The sequence below is a fragment of the Metabacillus hrfriensis genome (assembly GCF_030127205.1).
In the GTDB taxonomy this organism is placed as follows: Bacteria; Bacillota; Bacilli; order Bacillales; family Bacillaceae; genus Bacillus_P; species Bacillus_P dongyingensis.
The window spans coordinates 2,059,679-2,076,884 of record NZ_CP126116.1; the positions used below are offsets into that span (position 1 = coordinate 2,059,679).

Genomic DNA, 17,206 nt, shown 5'->3' on the forward strand with positions numbered 1-17,206 from the left:
CCGCTGATAGTAGCGGCTTTTCTTACTCAATTATTATTTCTCTTGTGTTTGTAATAGGGTTATCCCTGTTGCTGCCATCACCATAATAAAGGGTAACAGGTCCTTCGTCAGTCAGCGGTTTCCCGTTTTTACTGAATCCGAGGATAAGGGCAGATGCTTCCTCCAGTGTCATTCTAACCTCTCCTTGATCGGTTTTAAATACAGCATATTCAGCTGTTGGAGCAGGCTCGGCATTTCTTAGGAAAGGAAGAAGGGGAATTCCGAAAGTGCCATTTAAGATTCTTTCTTTTTCAGTGCGCTTTTCGTTTTTGCTGTCCGGGAGCTTTGCTCCTTCCCGTATTTCACGGTCCCAGTGTTTTGAGACGGACTTCGTATACTCTTCTAGTTCGTTTCGTTCTTTTTTATTTTCATCAAAATAAACAGTCAGATCGACTTTTCTGTCGTCAAATATCCATACACCGGGATCCAGTGTGATTGGAAAGGCGATATTTCCTTTTATCATAATGATTGAGTCCATTGCTACACGTCCTTTCATAAAAATTATAAGCGCTTTCTGTGATTTTGTCATGGGGGTCATTGGCATGAAGTTTATTGGGCAAACTAACACCTCATACAAAAAAGAAGAGGTGAACGGGTCATGCCATGTCAAACTAACGAAGAGCTTGAGGAGCTTGTGAGCATTGCAAGGGAAGTTACGAAGGATGGAAAGACAGCTGACTATATTCCAGCACTTGGCGAAGCAGATCAAAATGATTTGTCTGTTGCGATCTATCATGTTGAAAATACGTGTATGTCAGCAGGAGATATTGAAAAAAGCTTTACCCTGCAAAGTATATCAAAAGTGCTGACGCTTGCTCTTGTGCTAATGGATCATGGTGAATCCTTTGTGTTTGATAGAGTGGGCATGGAGCCTACGGGAGATCCGTTTAATTCAATCGTCAAGCTTGAAACTCATGAAAATCAGCGGCCGCTTAATCCGATGATCAACGCAGGCGCTCTGGCCGTTTCGAATATGATTAAAGGAACTGACAAGGATGAAAAATTATCCCGGTTTTTAGCTTTCACAAAAGAATTAACCTTCAATAAAGATATTAAAGTCTGTCATGAAATAGCTTCTTCGGAATTCGAAAATGCGTGGCTGAACCGGTCACTTTGCTACTTTATGAAAAAAGACGGCATCATTGACGGTGATGTAGAGGACTTGATAGATCTATATTCAAAGCAATGTGCCGTACAAATGCACAGTCTTGATCTTGCAAAAATCGGAGCAGTCTTCGCCCTTGACGGCAAGCATCCACAAACAGAAAAACAAATTATCCCCAAAGATATTGCACGTATTTGCAAAACGTTTATGGTGACATGCGGAATGTACAATGCATCAGGTGAATTTGCAATAAAAGTTGGAATTCCTGCTAAAAGCGGAGTGTCCGGAGGTATTATGGGAATTGTTCCTTATCATTTTGGAATCGGAATTTTTGGTCCGTCTCTTGATCAAAAAGGAAACAGTATTGCAGGCATAAAGCTGCTTCATCTTTTATCTGAAAAGTATGAATTGAGCATTTTTTGATGTATCTATGTCCGGGAACAAGTTCACTTATGAATAACACCTTGTTTTTTCTTGATTTTTTACTGTTTTCACTATAATATTAATAGATAGATTAGGGTAATCGCTCGGGAACGGAGGGGTTCAATTGGCGTCTGAGATTGCGATTGATCATCGAGAAAAAGCACTTGCGCTCTTAAAGGCTGATGCTGACAAAATTACGAAGCTGATTCAAGTCCAAATGGACAATTTGACGATGCCTCAATGTCCTCTTTATGAAGAGGTTTTAGATACACAAATGTTTGGACTATCAAGAGAAATTGATTTTGCCGTCAGGCTTAATCTGATTGATGAACGGGAAGGAAAAGTAATCCTTGACACACTCGAAAGAGAAATGTCAGCTTTGCATGAAGCGTTCACAAAGAAATAACAATTAAACTCAAACTGTTCATTTAGACAGTTTGAGTTTTTTTATAAAGCACTTATCGAACTTTGTTGCTTTCACTAGTCAGCAATAAATCTGCTTTTGGATATTTCACGAATGTATCTAAAGGAATCCCGTATCTTCCGGTTTCGTGAATAGAGCATGAAATGATCTTGTCCGTGAACAACTTCTATGTAAAAAACAATTAAGCGAATGACTATAACAAAAGACCTACATACTTTTATAACTTGTTTGCGCACGTCTGCCGGGTTACCATAAGGCGTGCGTTCGGAAGAAGAAAACATAATGGAAGGAATTTTCGCTTTAATCTCGAATTTCTAACTAGGAAAATAAAATCATCCAGAATGCAGCAACAAGTCATGATAGGAAGCGATAAAATGATAAAAAAAATTTTAAAATCATATGATTATTCACTACTGCTTGCTGTTATCCTCTTATGCGGCTTCGGTCTCGTGATGGTGTACAGTTCAAGTATGATTTCAGCCGTTGCCAGGTGGGGCTATGAAAGTGATCACTTTTTCCAAAGGCAGGCAATTTTTACTGCACTTGGGCTTGTAGTCCTTCTAATTACCATGTTTTTTCCTTACAGAGCCTATTTAAGTCCTTTTTTTATCAGGGGCGTAGTCATGCTTTCCATCCTGATGCTCCTTGCTATTTTTATTTTCGGTTCTGTTGCAGGCGGTGCAAGAAGCTGGTTTTCGCTGTTCGGATTTAAGCTTCAGCCTGCAGAATTTGTAAAGCTCAGCGTCATCCTTTATCTTGCAGCAGTGTACGAAAAAAAACAATCCTACATTGATCATTTTGGCAGAGGTGTGCTGCCCCCGATTATTTTTACAGGGTTTATATGTGTACTGATTATCCTGCAGCCTGACATTGGCTCGGCATCTATCATTGGCATGATTGCTCTTTCAATGGTCGTTTGTTCGGGACTTGGCATGAAGAATATTTTCAAGCTTATTATTTTGGGGCTTGCCGGTGTTGTTGCGATCAGCCCTTTAGTTTTGCTGAAATGGGACAAGATTTTTACAACAGAACGGGTCAGCCGGTTCGTAGGATTTATGGATCCATTCGGTGATGCAGCGGACTCCGGCTTCCACTTGATCAATTCTTATTATGCCATTGGTTCGGGCGGATTGACTGGGCTTGGCCTAGGGGAAAGCGTTCAAAAATACGGTTATTTGCCTGAATCGCACACAGATTTTATACTGGCAATCATCTCTGAAGAGCTGGGGATATTTGGAGTGGCGTTTGTCCTGATCTTGCTTGCTTTTATCGTGCTGAAAGGTTTTCACATTGCCAGAAACTGTGAAGATGCATTTGGAACACTGCTTGCAATTGGCATATCAAGTATGATTGGTATACAGACAGCGATTAACGTTGGCGGATTAACAGGGCTGTTGCCAATTACAGGAGTTACTCTTCCATTTATCAGCTACGGAGGATCTTCTATGATTTTATTAATGCTTTCAATGGGGCTTCTCATTAACATCTCCATGTTTATTAAATACCGGGCTACCTATCAGAAGACTGAACCTAAGCCGGTAAGTGAAACAAACGGAAATACAGTTCCATTTCAATAGAATAAAAGTGTTATACTAATTATAAATGTGTTATACTTTTAGTAATGCAAGTGATGAAGCTTAAGGAGGATTCCTATGTCGCAGAAAAATATTCAGAAAATACTTGTTGCAAACCGCGGTGAAATTGCCATCCGTGTATTCCGTGCGTGCACGGAGCTTAATATCCGGACAGTAGCTATCTATTCTAAAGAAGATTCAGGATCGTTTCACCGTTACAAAGCAGACGAAGCATACATAGTTGGCGAAGGTAAAAAACCGATCGATGCTTATTTGGATATTGACGGCATTATTGAGATTGCCAAAGCCAATCATGTGGATGCCATCCATCCTGGCTATGGATTTTTATCTGAAAATATTCATTTTGCAAGAAGATGCGAGGAAGAGGGAATCATCTTCATTGGCCCAAAATCCAAGCATCTCGATATGTTTGGGGACAAAGTTAAAGCAAGAAAGCAGGCGGAGCTCGCAAATATTCCGGTCATTCCGGGCAGCAGCGGACCTGTTCAAAGCTTAGAGGATGTTGTAGAGTTTGGCCGTGAAAATGGCTATCCTTTCATTATTAAAGCTTCACTGGGCGGCGGCGGACGCGGCATGAGAATTGTGCGCAGCGCAGCAGCTGTTAAAGAATCCTATGAACGTGCAAAATCTGAAGCGAAGGCTGCATTTGGCAACGATGAAGTTTACGTTGAGAAGCTAATTGAAAACCCTAAGCACATTGAAGTGCAAATTATTGGTGATGAACACGGCAATATCATTCATTTGTTTGAACGTGATTGTTCCGTGCAAAGACGTCATCAAAAAGTGGTTGAAGTTGCTCCAAGCGTTTCTGTTGATGAAAAATTAAGACAAGACATTTGTGATGCTGCCGTTAAACTGATGAACAAAGTTAAATATGTTAACGCAGGAACCGTAGAATTTTTAGTTGCAAATGGAGAGTATTACTTCATTGAAGTCAACCCGCGTGTTCAAGTAGAACATACGATTACCGAAATGGTCACAGGAATTGATATTGTACAGACTCAAATTATGGTCGCAGAAGGCTATCCGCTTCACGGAGAAAAAATTGGCATTCCGGCACAAGATCAAATCAGAGTAACTGGCTATGCGATTCAATCAAGGGTTACAACAGAAGATCCGCTGAATAATTTTATGCCGGATACTGGGAAAATCATGGCTTATCGCTCAGGCGGAGGCTTTGGAGTAAGGCTTGATGCAGGGAACGGTTTCCAGGGAGCTGTTATCACTCCGCATTATGATTCATTGCTTGTTAAGCTTTCGACTCAGGCACTGACATTTGAACAAGCTGCTGCAAAAATGATCAGAAACCTAAGGGAATTCAGAATCAGAGGAATTAAAACCAACATTCCATTTTTAGAAAATGTCATCAAACATGAGAAATTCATGTCAGGTGAATACGATACATCTTTTATTGATTCATCTCCAGAGCTATTCGTATTTTCAAAGAAAAAAGACCGCGGAACGAAAATGCTTTCCTACATTGGAAATGTAACAGTTAATGGCTTCCCGGGCATTGAAAAGAAAAAGAAGCCGGTCTTTGATAAACTTTACATTCCTAAAGTAAAGATTACAGAGCCAATACCAAGCGGAACAAAGCAGATTCTTGACGAGCAGGGTCCGGAAGGTCTTGTAAAATGGCTGAAAGAGCAAAATGAAGTGCTATTAACAGATACAACGTTCCGTGACGCGCACCAATCGCTGCTTGCAACACGCTTAAGAACAAATGACATCAAACATATTGCGGAACCTACGGCGAGACTTCTGCCTAATTTATTTTCGCTTGAAATGTGGGGCGGAGCAACATTTGATGTCGCATACCGTTTCTTAAAAGAAGATCCTTGGGACAGGCTTCTCACGGTCAGAAAACAAGTTCCGAATATTCTCCTGCAAATGCTGCTTCGTGCATCTAACGCAGTAGGCTATAAAAATTATCCGGATAATGTCATTGAAGAATTTGTGGAGAAGTCCTCCTATGCAGGAATAGATGTATTCCGTATTTTTGACAGCTTGAATTGGGTTGAAGGAATGCGGCCTGCGATCGAAGCGGTCAGAAAATCAAATAAAATTGCTGAGGCTGCGATCTGCTATACCGGAGATATTTTAGATCCGTCCCGTAGAAAGTATGATCTTGAATACTATAAAAATCTGGCTAAAGAACTCGAAGAATCAGGTTCTCATATATTGGGAATTAAAGATATGGCAGGATTGCTTAAGCCGCAGGCTGCTTATGACTTAATTTCTGCTTTAAAGGAAACCATTTCGATTCCGATTCACCTGCACACACATGATACGAGCGGAAATGGTATTTTCACTTATGCAAAAGCCATTGAAGCCGGAGTAGATGTGGTGGATGTAGCTGTAAGCTCAATGTCAGGTTTAACTTCACAGCCGAGCGCCAATTCTCTCTACCATGCTCTTCAAGGAATGGACCATCGGCCAAAAGCAGATATTGAAGCATTAGAAGAGCTGTCTCAATATTGGGAAGGCGTGCGTCATTACTATCAGGATTTTGAGAGCGGAATGAATTCCCCTCATTCAGAAGTATACATGCATGAAATGCCGGGAGGACAATACAGCAATCTTCAGCAGCAGGCAAAAGCTGTCGGACTTGATGATCGCTGGAACGAAGTCAAAGAAATGTATCGCCGCGTAAACGATATGTTCGGAGATTTAGTCAAAGTAACGCCTTCTTCGAAAGTAGTCGGCGACATGGCCCTCTTTATGGTCCAAAATAATTTGATAGAAGACGATATTTATGAGCGGGGAGAAACGCTTGATTTCCCTGATTCCGTTGTTGAATTATTTGAGGGATACCTCGGACAGCCTCACGGAGGTTTTCCAAAAGAACTTCAGCGCATTATTTTAAAAGGCCGTGAGCCTATTTCGGTCCGACCTGGTGAATTATTGGAGCCAGTCAATTTTAAAGCATTGAAAGAAGAACTTTTCCAAAGTTTAAATAGACAAGTTACAAGTTTTGATGCAATAGCGCATGCTCTTTACCCAAAAGTGTTCATGGACTACGCAAAGACATTTGAACAATTTGGAGATATTTCAGTTCTCGATACGCCGACCTTCTTATATGGAATGAGACTTGGCGAAGAAATTGAAGTTGAAATTGAGCAGGGAAAAACATTAATTGTAAAGCTTGTTTCAATTGGGGAGCCACAGCCTGATGGAACACGTGTTGTCTACTTTGAACTAAACGGTCAGCCTCGCGAGGTCATTATCCGCGATGAAAACATTAAAGCTACGATCACAGCGAAAATGAAAGCTGATAAAGGCAATAAAGAGCATATTGGGGCGACAATGCCTGGAACAGTCATTAAGGTTTTGGCTGAAAAGGGCGAAAAAGTCAATAAGGGCGATCATTTGCTCCTGACTGAAGCGATGAAAATGGAAACGACCGTACAGGCGCCATTCTCAGGAACAATTAAGAATATTCATGTATCGAACGGTGAAGCGATTCAAACTGGAGATTTATTAATTGAATTAACCCATTAAAAAGACAGCCTCCGGGCTGTTTTTTTTTGACTCTGTGGCTAACATCCATGGCCAATCCGTCTGGTGACAGAATTGGAGAGGACTATCCATAGGCTGCAGTCGGACACAGCGAGCAAAGAAAGAAGCCATTGAAATGTTTAAGGATATGTAAAAAGAGGGGCGCACATGGCGTCCCTCTTTTTAGATTACTTTTTTATTCTTATTCAATTGAGCTGACGGTTTATTTTATTTCTGCTTATAAGCAGGATGAAATAGCTGAGAACCCCGAAAAGACAGGAGATTATTAAAGCATGGGCCAGTGCGACAGCCAAATTTAAACCGGTCAGCACTACTAGAGCCCCTGACATTACTTGCATGGTAATTAGGACAAAAGCAATCATCCAGCCATAATAAACGACTTTTTGATGTTTATAGTATTTAAAAGCTTTGTAGGCAGCTATTGCAACCCAGATAAAGATTAATGCGGCAGCAAATCTGTGGCCCATCTGAATCCACTCATGCAGAGTGGCCGGAAGTCCATATGGCCTGTTGCTGCACATTGGCCAATTCGGGCATGCAAGACTTGCTTCTTTATGCCTTACAAATGCGCCGGTATACACAACAATATAGCAGTAGGATATAATGCCGATCATATGAAACTTCATTCTTTTATCAATTATCAGGGATTCCGCATCAAACTTTTTATCTACTTCAAAAATAAGCAATGTAAGAAGCAGCACAGATGCAAATGATATAAGCGATATGCCGAAATGCAGGGCAAGAACGGCATCAGACTGTCCCCACTTAACTGCGGCTGCACCAATTAATGCCTGCAGAATCAGGAAAAAGAATGATAAAGACGAAAGAAATTTTGTCTCGCGTTTATATCCAATCAATATCCATGAAGAAACCGCCAATAGAAGGACAAGAATGCCCGCAAGTCCGCTTACAACCCGGTGACTGAGCTCAATGACAAGCTCAGGGGTAATCTCTGATGGAATCAGTTCGCCATGGCATAACGGCCAGGAATCGCCGCATCCTGCTCCGGATTCTGTTTTTGTAACTAAAGCTCCTCCCAGGAGTACAAGAAGCATAACGATAGATGTGAGCACGCCTAAACCCTTTAATGCTCGCTGCAAGATGTTCACCTTCTTATTCGTAATAATGAGTTTATCTAAATCGACAAAAATCGAGCGTTAGCGCTTGATTTAAAAGCGGCAGCCTCAGCCGATCAGGCAACAAAAAACATGACTGATATCATCTCTGTTTATTATAGTAGGAAAACAGGCACATTAATAAGGAATTATATGGGGGATTCTTTCACCAATGTTTTTTTCGCAAAAGATTCCATAATCTATAAAAAATTCCTAATAGTTATGATAGAATGTTATCGTGGTCAAAAAGTTATGCCATCATTTTTTAGAGTATCAGTGAATGGACTGCTTTTCAATTAATTAACCTGTGCAGCTCATCTGCTTCACAATTTCGACATAACTTCTTCATAATTTGTTCACAAAACATTTGCTGATTATGGTTTAATATCAAGAAGGAAGCATTTTGTAAATATTGTTTTATTTAGTATGATATAGGAAGTTTCCATCATACAGCCGATTCTTTCTATTAGAAACAGAATTGAAAAGGGGGTCTATAACACGTGCCTGATTCAAGGACCTTATCAGAAACACACCTTAGCGGACACCGCCCGGAAGAAATCCATGAAACGACAGCTCTGAATGACTTCTTAAGTCTTATTAAAATGGGAATTGTCAATTCAAATATGATTACTACCTTCACGGGACTGTGGCTTGCCTTGCATTTTACAGGTCAAAGCTTCCTGCAGAATATAGACAGTGTTTTATTTGTTTTACTGGGTTCAGCTTTAATTATTGCTGGTTCATGTGCCATCAATAACTTTTACGACCGTGATATTGATCATATCATGGAAAGAACAAAAATGAGACCGACAGTTACAGGAAAAATGAACCCAATTCAGGCTTTGTGGATTGGTATTTTATTGCTTACGTTCGGCTTTATTCTTTTGCTGATGACAACTGTAACAGCCACGTTAATCGGGTTGATCGGCGTAATTACATACGTCTTTTTATATACAATGTGGACTAAACGCCACTATACACTGAACACTGTTGTAGGCAGTGTATCAGGTGCGGTTCCGCCGCTTATCGGCTGGGCTGCTATCGATGCTGACCTGAGTGTGCTTGCTTGGGTATTGTTTATGATTATGTTCATATGGCAGCCTCCGCATTTTCTTGCACTTGCAATGAAAAGGGTGGAAGAATACCGTGCTGCAGGCATTCCTATGCTGCCGGTCGTTCATGGTTTTGCCATTACAAAAAGGCAAATGATGGTTTGGGTGATCTGTCTCCTGCCTTTGCCGTTTTACTTATTTCAGCTCGGGGTTCCTTTTATTATTCTTGCAACTGCACTGAACATAGGGTGGCTTGTGCTTGCTTTATCAGGCATGAAGATGAAGGATGATCTGAAATGGGCAAAGTGGATGTTTATTTATTCACTGAATTACTTAACGATCCTTTTTGTGGCGATGGTACTTTTCACGATCAACTAGGTTAGAAATTCTTTCTTTTAGGAATTTACATAGAAGGAATTATCGATTCCTGTGAAACTGCGGGAATTAATTTACTGAAAGAGGGGTTTGATTTAGCTATGGAAAAGAGGCTGACAAAATTGCGTCTCGTTGCCATTTTTGCAATGTTGACACTTGTCTTAGCCGGCTGTGGTGAACCATATCTTTCCGCTCTTCAACCAGCTGGTGAAGTTGCGGATATGCAGTACTCATTAATGGTGCTGAGTACACTCATCATGGTCATTGTAATCGCAGTCGTAACTGTGATCTTCATTTATGTAGTTCTGAAATTCAGACAGCGCAAAGGTGAGGAAAATAAAATTCCTGAGCAAGTAGAGGGAAGTCATAAACTTGAAATCATTTGGACTGTTATTCCTATTCTTTTACTACTTGTGTTAGCGGTTCCAGTTGTATCTGCAACATTTGAACTTGCAGATGTGAAACCAATGGAAAAGAAGGACCGCAAACCTGAAGATGCAGTTGTTATTAATGTCAGAGCAAATCTTTACTGGTGGGAATTCGAATATCCTGATGCTGGGGTAATCACAAGCCAGGATTTAGTTGTTCCATCAGATGAAAGGGTTTACTTTAATCTGATTGCTTCTGATGTGAAGCATTCATTCTGGATTCCGTCAGCAGGCGGCAAGATGGATACAAACACTGAAAATATAAATAAGTTCTGGCTTAATTTTGACAGCAAACGTGCAGAAAAAGCCGGAGAATATTTTTACGGGAAATGTGCTGAGCTTTGTGGCCCTTCACATGCTTTAATGGATTTTAAAGTAAAAACAAAATCCCGCGAAGAGTTTGATCAATGGATTGAAGAAATGAAAAACGCTAAAGCGGTAGCAGATTCTGATTTAGCTAAACAGGGTGAGAAATTGTTCCAGGAGAAAAGCTGTATCGGCTGTCATGCTGTGACACCTGCTGATAAGCGTCCAGAAGAAGCAAGAACAGCACCTAACTTGGCTAACTTTGGAGAGCGTACCAGAGTAGCGGGCATTCTGCCTCATAATGAAGAAAATATCAGAAACTGGCTGAAAGATCCTGAACAGTACAAGCCAGGAAACAAGATGACAAAAACGTATCCTGAACTTAACGATGAGGAACTTGATGCACTTACTGAATACTTAAGCGGCTTAAAAGTCGAAACGAAGTAAGATGTCTCAGCAGAATAAAAGGGAGGTAACACTGTGAGTACGTTAACTCAGAAAAAGGGGTTCGGCGCTGTGCTATGGGACTACTTAACAACAGTAGATCATAAAAAAATCGCCATCCTTTACCTGATTTCCGGCGGCTTCTTCTTCCTCGTAGGTGGATTAGAAGCGATGCTTATCAGAATTCAGCTCGCTGTGCCAAATAACGATTTTATCGCAGCAGGCCTTTACAACGAGATCTTAACTATGCATGGCACGACCATGATTTTCCTGGCAGCCATGCCGCTCATATTTGGTTTTATGAATGCCGTCGTACCGATTCAGATCGGAGCGCGTGACGTTGCATTTCCATTTTTGAACTCATTGGGTTTCTGGCTGTTTTTCTTTGGAGGACTATTCCTGAACCTAAGCTGGTTTTTAAATGGAGCGCCTGATGCAGGCTGGACGAATTATGCTTCACTTGCACTGAACTCACCTGGACATGGAGTAGATTTCTATTTGCTGGGACTTCAGATATCAGGATTTGGTACATTGATTGCGGGTATTAACTTCCTCGCAACAATTATTAACATGCGTGCGCCTGGCATGACTTACATGCGTATGCCGTTGTTCACGTGGACTACATTTGTAGCTTCAGCACTTATCCTATTTGCTTTTCCGCCGCTTACAGTTGGTTTAGCAATTATGATGTTTGACCGTATATTCGGCACTGGATTCTTTGATCCGGCGCTTGGAGGAAATTCAATTATCTGGGAGCATTTATTCTGGATTTTCGGACATCCTGAGGTTTACATCTTAATTCTTCCGGCTTTCGGAATTTTCTCGGATGTTCTGCCTCATTTCTCGAAGAAGCGATTATTTGGATATTCATCAATGGTATTTGCTACAGTATTAATCGGTTTCTTAGGGTTCATGGTGTGGGCGCATCACATGTTCACAACTGGTCTTGGACCAATCGCAAATGCTATTTTCGCAGTAGCAACAATGGCCATTGCCGTTCCGACAGGGATTAAAATTTTCAACTGGATGTTTACAATGTGGGGCGGAAGCATTCGCTTTACAGTTCCAATGATCTGGTCTGTTGCCTTCATTCCTACGTTCGTTATGGGCGGAGTGACAGGAATCATGCTTGCAGCTGCACCTACAGATTATCAGTATCATGACACCTATTTCGTAGTTGCACATTTCCACTATGTTATCGTAGGCGGAGTGGTTATGGGATTATTCGCAGGCCTGCACTACTGGTGGCCGAAAATGTTCGGCAGAATGCTTGGTGAAAAACTGGGTGTTGTTACTTTCGTATTATTCTTTACAGGCTTCCATTTAACGTTCTTTATCCAGCATTTCCTTGGATTGATGGGTATGCCGCGACGCATTTTCACATTCCTTCCTGGACAGGGTCTTGAAACGGGGAATCTGATCAGTACGGCTGGGGCATTCTTGATGGCTGCCGGAACAATCGTATTGCTGTACAATATCGTGATTTCTTCTATAAAAGGAGAAAAAGCAGCAGGGGATGCATGGGGAGATGGACGCAACCTGGAATGGGCTGTTTCATCACCTGCACCTGAATATAATTTTAAACAAACACCGCTTGTTCGCGGTCTTGACGCTTTGTGGGTTGAAAGAATGGAAGGAAACAAAGGAATGACTCCTGCCGAACCGCTTGGAGACATTCACATGCCTAACGGTTCCATCCTGCCGCTGATTATGTCATTTGGATTGTTTGTTGCAGCATTTGGATTATTGTATCATTCAGATTATGCATGGGCTGATCCGGTTATTATCATCGGACTCCTAATTACACTTGGATGTATGTTCCTTCGTTCAATCATTGATGATCACGGTTATCATATTCACAAAGAAGATTTAATGAATGATGATAACGATAAGGGGGTTAAGGCATAATGCATGTTGAGGAAAAATTAACAGCTGAAACGTTCCCTGCCTCACCTGAAAAGGCTACCCTTGAAGGCAAAAATAAATTTTTAGGCTTCTGGCTTTTCCTTGGAGGAGAGACCGTCCTGTTCGCTTCTCTTTTTGCAACATTCTTAGCTTTAAGAGATTCAAACAACGGCGGTGCAACGACACAGGAAATGTTTGAACTTCCGCTTGTTTTTGCAGCTACTATGCTTCTTTTGACAAGTTCTCTGACAAGTGTTTACGCCATGTACCACATGAAGAACTTTGATTTCAAAAAAATGCAGCTTTGGATGGGAATTACTGTTCTATTAGGAGCAGGATTCCTGGCTCTTGAGATTTATGAATTCAATCATTATATTCATCATTTTGAATTTACTATTACAAGCAGTGCTCTTGGATCCGCTTTTTACACGCTGGTCGGAACACATGGCGCCCACGTTGCATTTGGTTTACTTTGGATCACTACTTTGATGGTGCGCAATGCAAAAAGAGGATTGAATTTATACAACGCGCCTAAATATTACGTTGCAAGTTTATACTGGCATTTTATCGACGTTGTATGGGTGTTCATCTTTACAGTTGTATACTTAATGGGAATGGTGGGATAAACTGATGGCAGCTAATCAAAATTCAGGTAACCCAAAAGTTGATCTTGCATATCGCCGCAAGAAAAATAAAGAAGATATGAAATATCAAGTTGTTACATTTGCATTAATGATTTTCCTTACAGTCATTGCATTTGTAGCAATTGGCTATGATGGCATTGCAGAATGGTTTAAAATTCCGTTTATTCTTTTGCTTGCTATTATCCAGGTTATTTTCCAGCTTTATTACTTTATGCATATGAGCCATAAAGGCCATGAAGTGCCTGCGCTTTTCCTTTACTCAGGAATCGGTGTAGCATTTCTGACAGTTCTTACATTCGTGACAATTATTTGGTGGTAATATGGAAAAACGGCTGAGTTTATTCTCAGCCGTTTTTTGTATGTTAAAAAGTGAAAATATAAGCGGTGAATAGATTTAAGAACATATATTTTTGGAAGGGGCATGCCTCTTCCGTCCTTGTGCTTCAATCAATGTCTTCACCTCTTCTAATGTCATAGAACGTTCATTGATAGCGCTTCATTGAAGGTGTATAATAGTTTGCAGGAGTTATAGCAGAAATAGGAGATGAACTCATTGTTAAATTTAGAAATCTTTGGTTTTAGAGCAATGTGGAGCCCATATTTTTTCCTGTTTGTTGCGGTCATTCTTGGCGTTTATTTTCTATTAATCGGACCTCTTCGAAATCGATTTCATGATAGCCAGCCTGTCCCGTTCAAACAGAAAGCGCTTTTTGCAGGCAGCATGATCCTTTTATATGCTGTAAAAGGCAGTCCGCTGGATCTTATGGGACATATAATGTTCAGTGCACATATGACACAAATGGCCCTTTTATATTTGCTGATTCCTCCTCTGATGATCTATGGCATTCCTGTCTGGATGTGGAGAGCAATAATTTACAGACGGGGCGTCAAGCAAATCGTTTCATTTCTGTCAAAGCCGCTGATCGCTTTAATTGTTTTTAACGGTGTTTTCTCAATCTATCATATTCCGCTTGTCTTTGATGTTGTGAAGACAGATCATGTCATCCATGCGTCAGTAACGATTTTTATTTTTATTGCTGCGATGCTGATGTGGTGGCCATTGTTAAATGAACTGCCTGAATGGAGAGAACTTGGCGGAATTAAGAAAATCGGATACATATTCGCCAATGGCATGCTGTTGACACCTGCTTGTGCCCTTATCATATTTGCTGATACTTCTCTTTATTCTACGTATTCGGATCCAAGTGCATGGGTCAGCGCCCTTGAACTTTGTGTGCCGGCAAGTATGCTGTCAGGTTTGAATTTAACAGGACCGGAAATGTTCAATACACTGCCACTTGTTGAAGATCAGCAGCTTGGAGGCATCATGATGAAAATTATCCAGGAGTTTGTTTATGGAAGCCTGCTCGGAATTATTTTCTTTAAATGGGCCCGTCAGGAGAGAGAGAGCGATGATCTTGAAGAAAGAAAGAGATTTACTCCGCAGCCGATTAAGTAATTTCCGTTCAAATTTTCTGCTTATCAATCTATAATTTTTTATTTTTAGGAGCTGCAAAAATGAATGTACCTATTTTACCTACTATAAGTACAGCCTTTATTGTTTTAAGTGCTGTTTCTGTTGCTGTTGGCTGGTATTTGATCAAGCAGCGCAAAATAGAGGCACATCAGAAGGCAATGCTTACCGCAGCTGTTTTTGCGGTTATCTTCTTTGTCGTGTATGCCTCAAGAACGGTCTTTGTAGGGAACACAGCGTTTGGCGGACCCGATCATATTAAAATCTATTATACAGTTTTTCTGATTTTTCATATTACTCTTGCTACAGTAGGTGCAGTCCTTGGTATTATCACCTTGATATCAGGTTATAAAAACAAACTTTCTCAGCACAGAAAATCAGGTCCTGTTACGAGCGTGATCTGGTTTTTCACCGCGATTACCGGGGTGGCTGTCTATTATCTGCTTTATATTCAGTATAAAGGCGGAGAGACGACTTCTGTCTTCAAAGCGATTTTAGGTTTTTAAAGATGGCATAAGATGTTATGGAATTTATCATTCTATAACATCTTTTTTGTTTCTTTTTTTCTTTTAGTATAGGACGCACAGAATGGCCATAAAATGAAAGTATCAGACGGTTTATGAAGGGAGTGACTGTAAAATGATTGAGATTGTAACAGATCGGCTGCTCATTATCCCCTGTTCTTTGGATATTGCAAAATCTTTAGTCTTTCACCGAAAAGAACTGGAAAGCCGTTCCCCCATTGGAATACCTGTTACTTGGCCTTCAATTGCGGTCAAAGGAATGCTCCCGCTCTATATTGAAAGACTTGAGAGAAATGAAAAAGAATATGGCTGGGGACTTTGGCTCATTATTTTATATCATGAAAAGAGAATTGTAGGCGACTTATTTATTCAAGGCATGCCGGATGAGCATGGCTGTGTGGAACTATGCTACAACATCCACGAGGTCGATGATGAGGAGAGTTTAACATATGAAGCGATTGATGCAGTTATTGAATGGCTGACAAGTGAAAAATCAGTCAAACAAATCAGCATGGAATGCATCGATCATAATAAAAAATCTATCCGCCTATTTGAGAAGCTTGGCATGATCTGCACCAAAAAAGAGGACGTATTTTTATCTTGGGAACTTAAAAAGAAAGCATAGCTGAGAAGGAGACGTTATGATTCGTAAAGCAGAAGAGACAGATTATGAAGAGGTTGTCCGTTTATCGCAGCACTCATTGATGAGCGATCGGTCAGAAAGAAGCCGCTTCCCGAAGGAAATGATATTGGGTGACTTTGACAGTGAGAGACTTGTTGCTAAAGTACACATTCTGGATTTTGATATTTATTTTTCAGGGAAAAAAGTAAAGATGGGAGGGCTGTCATCCATTTCTTTTTTGCCGGAAGAGCGGCGCAAGCAAAAACTGGACAAGCTTCTATTTGAAGCTTTAGTCAAGATGAAGAATCAAGGCTGTGCCATTTCGTATCTGAATCCATTCTCAATCCCCTTTTACAGAAAATTTGGATGGGAATTAATTTCAAATGAAAAAACATGGACGGTGAACAAGGAAAGTCACCATCTCCGTACATTTGGAGGAAGCAGCAATGTTAAAGAGTTTAGCCGGGATCTCGCTTTGCCGTTCCTTCAAAAGGTTTATGACCGTTTCAGCAAAGAAAATAACGGTTTGATCGTCAGATCGGAAGAATGGTGGAAAAAAGGAATATTAAAAGAAAATCATTGTGTTTACCTTCATTTCCATAAAGATGGCAGCGCTGATGGGTATATGATTTATAGGCTTGAAAATCAGAATCTGTATGTAGATGAGTGCATCGCCCATAACGATGCAGCCAAAAAATCACTTTGGACCTGTATCTGTCAGAAGGATGTAAGATATGAGCAGCTGATTTGGCGAACTTTCGAGAAGGATCACTTTTCTTTTTTTCTGAAAAATCCTTTCATTCTATCAGAGGTTAAGCCCACGATAATGGGGAGAATTGTTGATGTCGAATCTTTTTTAAAGCAATCCCTGTTTGAGCCTCATGAAAAGCCGCTTTTTCTGCACATCCATGATTCCTTTGCAGCCTGGAACAGCGGAACGTATCTCATAAAAAAAGGAGAGATCACTCAATTTCGGAAGTCTGCTGCTGGAAGCGTCTGTATACACCCTCCTAAACGCGGTCTTCAGCTGGATATATCCACATTAACAGCCGTTCTTTTCAGATACATGAAACCTGCCTCTCTCTACGATGCAGGTCTTATTAAAGGACCAAATGAAGATCTGCATTTGCTTGAGCAAATGATTCCATTAAAAAAATCCATGTGCATGGATCGCATTTGAAAAAGGCTGATCGATAAACGTCCAGCCTTTTT

Annotated in this window: 15 protein-coding genes; 13 read left to right on the top strand and 2 right to left on the bottom strand. The window is 40.7% G+C overall.

Annotated features, from left to right (window positions below):
* Positions 1-22: 22 nt before the first annotated feature.
* The gene (locus QLQ22_RS10255) at positions 23-517 is read right to left on the bottom strand and encodes a molybdopterin-binding protein (protein WP_284016576.1); all 495 of its coding nucleotides are present in this window, start codon (positions 515-517) and stop codon (positions 23-25) included.
* Positions 518-637: 120 nt separating this feature from the next.
* On the opposite strand from QLQ22_RS10255, the gene glsA reads away from it, so the two are divergent.
* The 4 genes from glsA to pyc all read left to right on the top strand — a co-directional run bounded on the left by glsA (position 638) and on the right by pyc (position 7,087).
* Positions 638-1,567 carry a glutaminase A gene (glsA, locus tag QLQ22_RS10260; RefSeq protein ID WP_223441987.1) on the top strand — a complete coding sequence of 310 codons (930 nt, stop codon included), beginning with the start codon at positions 638-640 and terminating at the stop codon, positions 1,565-1,567.
* 124 nt (positions 1,568-1,691) lie between these two features.
* Positions 1,692-1,973 carry an Fpa/YlaN family protein gene (locus QLQ22_RS10265; protein ID WP_223441989.1) on the top strand — a complete coding sequence of 94 codons (282 nt, stop codon included), beginning with the start codon at positions 1,692-1,694 and terminating at the stop codon, positions 1,971-1,973.
* A gap of 392 nt (positions 1,974-2,365) precedes the next feature.
* Positions 2,366-3,568, top strand: a complete 1,203-nt coding sequence (locus QLQ22_RS10270) for an FtsW/RodA/SpoVE family cell cycle protein (protein WP_223441991.1) — start codon at positions 2,366-2,368, stop codon at positions 3,566-3,568.
* A 75-nt stretch (positions 3,569-3,643) separates the two neighbouring features.
* Entirely contained in the window at positions 3,644-7,087 is a 3,444-nt protein-coding gene (pyc, locus tag QLQ22_RS10275) for a pyruvate carboxylase (protein ID WP_284016577.1), read from the top strand.
* 203 nt (positions 7,088-7,290) lie between these two features.
* On the opposite strand, the gene QLQ22_RS10280 is transcribed toward pyc, so the two are convergent.
* The gene (locus tag QLQ22_RS10280; RefSeq protein ID WP_284016578.1) at positions 7,291-8,205 is read right to left on the bottom strand and encodes a COX15/CtaA family protein; all 915 of its coding nucleotides are present in this window, start codon (positions 8,203-8,205) and stop codon (positions 7,291-7,293) included.
* Between the two features lie 515 nt (positions 8,206-8,720).
* On the opposite strand from QLQ22_RS10280, the gene cyoE reads away from it, so the two are divergent.
* The 9 genes from cyoE (at position 8,721) to QLQ22_RS10325 (ending at position 17,174) form a co-directional block, all read left to right on the top strand.
* Positions 8,721-9,650, top strand: a complete 930-nt coding sequence (gene cyoE, locus QLQ22_RS10285; protein ID WP_223441995.1) for a heme o synthase — start codon at positions 8,721-8,723, stop codon at positions 9,648-9,650.
* 98 nt (positions 9,651-9,748) lie between these two features.
* Positions 9,749-10,828, top strand: coding sequence for a cytochrome c oxidase subunit II (coxB, locus tag QLQ22_RS10290; RefSeq protein ID WP_223441997.1), 1,080 nt, complete (start codon positions 9,749-9,751; stop codon positions 10,826-10,828).
* 33 nt (positions 10,829-10,861) lie between these two features.
* A complete protein-coding gene (ctaD, locus tag QLQ22_RS10295; protein WP_223441999.1) occupies positions 10,862-12,733 on the top strand; it encodes a cytochrome c oxidase subunit I in 1,872 nt (623 codons plus the stop codon).
* Positions 12,733-13,356 carry a cytochrome c oxidase subunit III gene (ctaE, locus tag QLQ22_RS10300; RefSeq protein WP_223442001.1) on the top strand — a complete coding sequence of 208 codons (624 nt, stop codon included), beginning with the start codon at positions 12,733-12,735 and terminating at the stop codon, positions 13,354-13,356. Before ctaD ends, ctaE begins: the two co-directional genes overlap by 1 nt.
* A gap of 4 nt (positions 13,357-13,360) precedes the next feature.
* The gene (ctaF, locus tag QLQ22_RS10305) at positions 13,361-13,693 is read left to right on the top strand and encodes a cytochrome c oxidase subunit IVB (RefSeq protein ID WP_223442002.1); all 333 of its coding nucleotides are present in this window, start codon (positions 13,361-13,363) and stop codon (positions 13,691-13,693) included.
* Positions 13,694-13,927: 234 nt separating this feature from the next.
* Positions 13,928-14,833 (top strand): cytochrome c oxidase assembly factor CtaG, encoded by a 906-nt coding sequence (ctaG, locus tag QLQ22_RS10310; protein ID WP_423246238.1) that lies wholly within the window; start codon positions 13,928-13,930, stop codon positions 14,831-14,833.
* Positions 14,834-14,892: 59 nt separating this feature from the next.
* Positions 14,893-15,354: a DUF420 domain-containing protein gene (locus QLQ22_RS10315; protein ID WP_223442007.1), complete on the top strand. Its 462-nt coding sequence runs from the start codon at positions 14,893-14,895 to the stop codon at positions 15,352-15,354.
* Positions 15,355-15,487: 133 nt separating this feature from the next.
* Positions 15,488-15,997 carry a GNAT family N-acetyltransferase gene (locus QLQ22_RS10320; protein ID WP_223442008.1) on the top strand — a complete coding sequence of 170 codons (510 nt, stop codon included), beginning with the start codon at positions 15,488-15,490 and terminating at the stop codon, positions 15,995-15,997.
* Between the two features lie 16 nt (positions 15,998-16,013).
* Entirely contained in the window at positions 16,014-17,174 is a 1,161-nt protein-coding gene (locus tag QLQ22_RS10325; RefSeq protein ID WP_223442012.1) for a GNAT family N-acetyltransferase, read from the top strand.
* The last annotated feature ends 32 nt before the right edge of the window (positions 17,175-17,206 follow it).

Excerpts from the sequence above, each read along its gene's own strand:
- QLQ22_RS10255 (WP_284016576.1), bottom strand. The coding sequence starts at position 517 with ATGGACTCAATCATTATGATAAAAGGAAATATCGCCTTTCCAATCACA.
- glsA (WP_223441987.1), top strand. The coding sequence starts at position 638 with ATGCCATGTCAAACTAACGAAGAGCTTGAGGAGCTTGTGAGCATTGCA.
- QLQ22_RS10270 (WP_223441991.1), top strand. The coding sequence starts at position 2,366 with ATGATAAAAAAAATTTTAAAATCATATGATTATTCACTACTGCTTGCT.
- pyc (WP_284016577.1), top strand. The coding sequence starts at position 3,644 with ATGTCGCAGAAAAATATTCAGAAAATACTTGTTGCAAACCGCGGTGAA.
- coxB (WP_223441997.1), top strand. The coding sequence starts at position 9,749 with ATGGAAAAGAGGCTGACAAAATTGCGTCTCGTTGCCATTTTTGCAATG.
- ctaE (WP_223442001.1), top strand. The coding sequence starts at position 12,733 with ATGCATGTTGAGGAAAAATTAACAGCTGAAACGTTCCCTGCCTCACCT.
- ctaF (WP_223442002.1), top strand. The coding sequence starts at position 13,361 with ATGGCAGCTAATCAAAATTCAGGTAACCCAAAAGTTGATCTTGCATAT.
- QLQ22_RS10315 (WP_223442007.1), top strand. The coding sequence starts at position 14,893 with ATGAATGTACCTATTTTACCTACTATAAGTACAGCCTTTATTGTTTTA.
- QLQ22_RS10320 (WP_223442008.1), top strand. The coding sequence starts at position 15,488 with ATGATTGAGATTGTAACAGATCGGCTGCTCATTATCCCCTGTTCTTTG.
- QLQ22_RS10325 (WP_223442012.1), top strand. The coding sequence starts at position 16,014 with ATGATTCGTAAAGCAGAAGAGACAGATTATGAAGAGGTTGTCCGTTTA.